We start from the raw sequence: 672 nt of genomic DNA, 5'->3' as shown, positions 1-672 counted from the left end.
GAGCAGCACGCAGCCCGCGTTCTACGTCGGCAAGTCGGTGACGCTCTCGGCTGGTTACGCCTCCGGCTCCGTGTTCGTCATCTTCAAGGGCAAGATCCTCCAGGCCCGCAACCTGCGTCAGGACGTGACCGACACGGTGCTCGCGATCCTCGCCACGGACGGCGACACGCCCCGCAACTATGCCGTCGTCAACAAGACCTTGTCAGCCGGGCACACCCACTATGACCGGGCCATGGTGGCGGCCGACGCCATGAAGGCGTTGGGGCTCAGTATCGGCTACATCGACCAAGACGCTTTGACCAAGACCAAATTCCCGCGCGGGTTCGCGGCTCACGGGAATGCCAAGGATCTGCTGCGAGAGATCGCCTTCGCCACCAGGACATCGTGGTCGATCCAGAACGGCAAGCTCCAGATCCTCGCCAACGACAAGCCTCTGCCCGGCGGCGGCATCGTCCTGAACGGCAAGACCGGTCTCGTCGGTATGCCGGTTCAGACGATCAACGGCGTCGAAGGTCAGTGCCTCCTGAACGGTAACATCGTCCCCGGCAGCGTCGTGCAGATCGATCAAAGCTCAGTCCAGCAGGCGGAGTACGATCCGAGCATCACGGGCGCCCCGAACAACGCGCAGCTCGATGCCTTCGGGGTCGCCGCGGACGGCCAATACAAGGTCAT

General features: G+C 63.5%; 1 protein-coding gene. It reads left to right on the top strand.

Annotated elements, in window-relative coordinates; translation table 11 throughout:
* On the top strand, window positions 1-672 hold a 672-nt coding region (locus MKK75_RS23810; protein WP_244044987.1), incomplete at both ends, for a baseplate hub protein.

This window comes from Methylobacterium sp. J-030 (genome assembly GCF_022829545.1).
In the GTDB taxonomy this organism is placed as follows: Bacteria; Pseudomonadota; Alphaproteobacteria; order Rhizobiales; family Beijerinckiaceae; genus Methylobacterium.
This window is presented reverse-complemented; position numbering and strand designations above follow the sequence as displayed.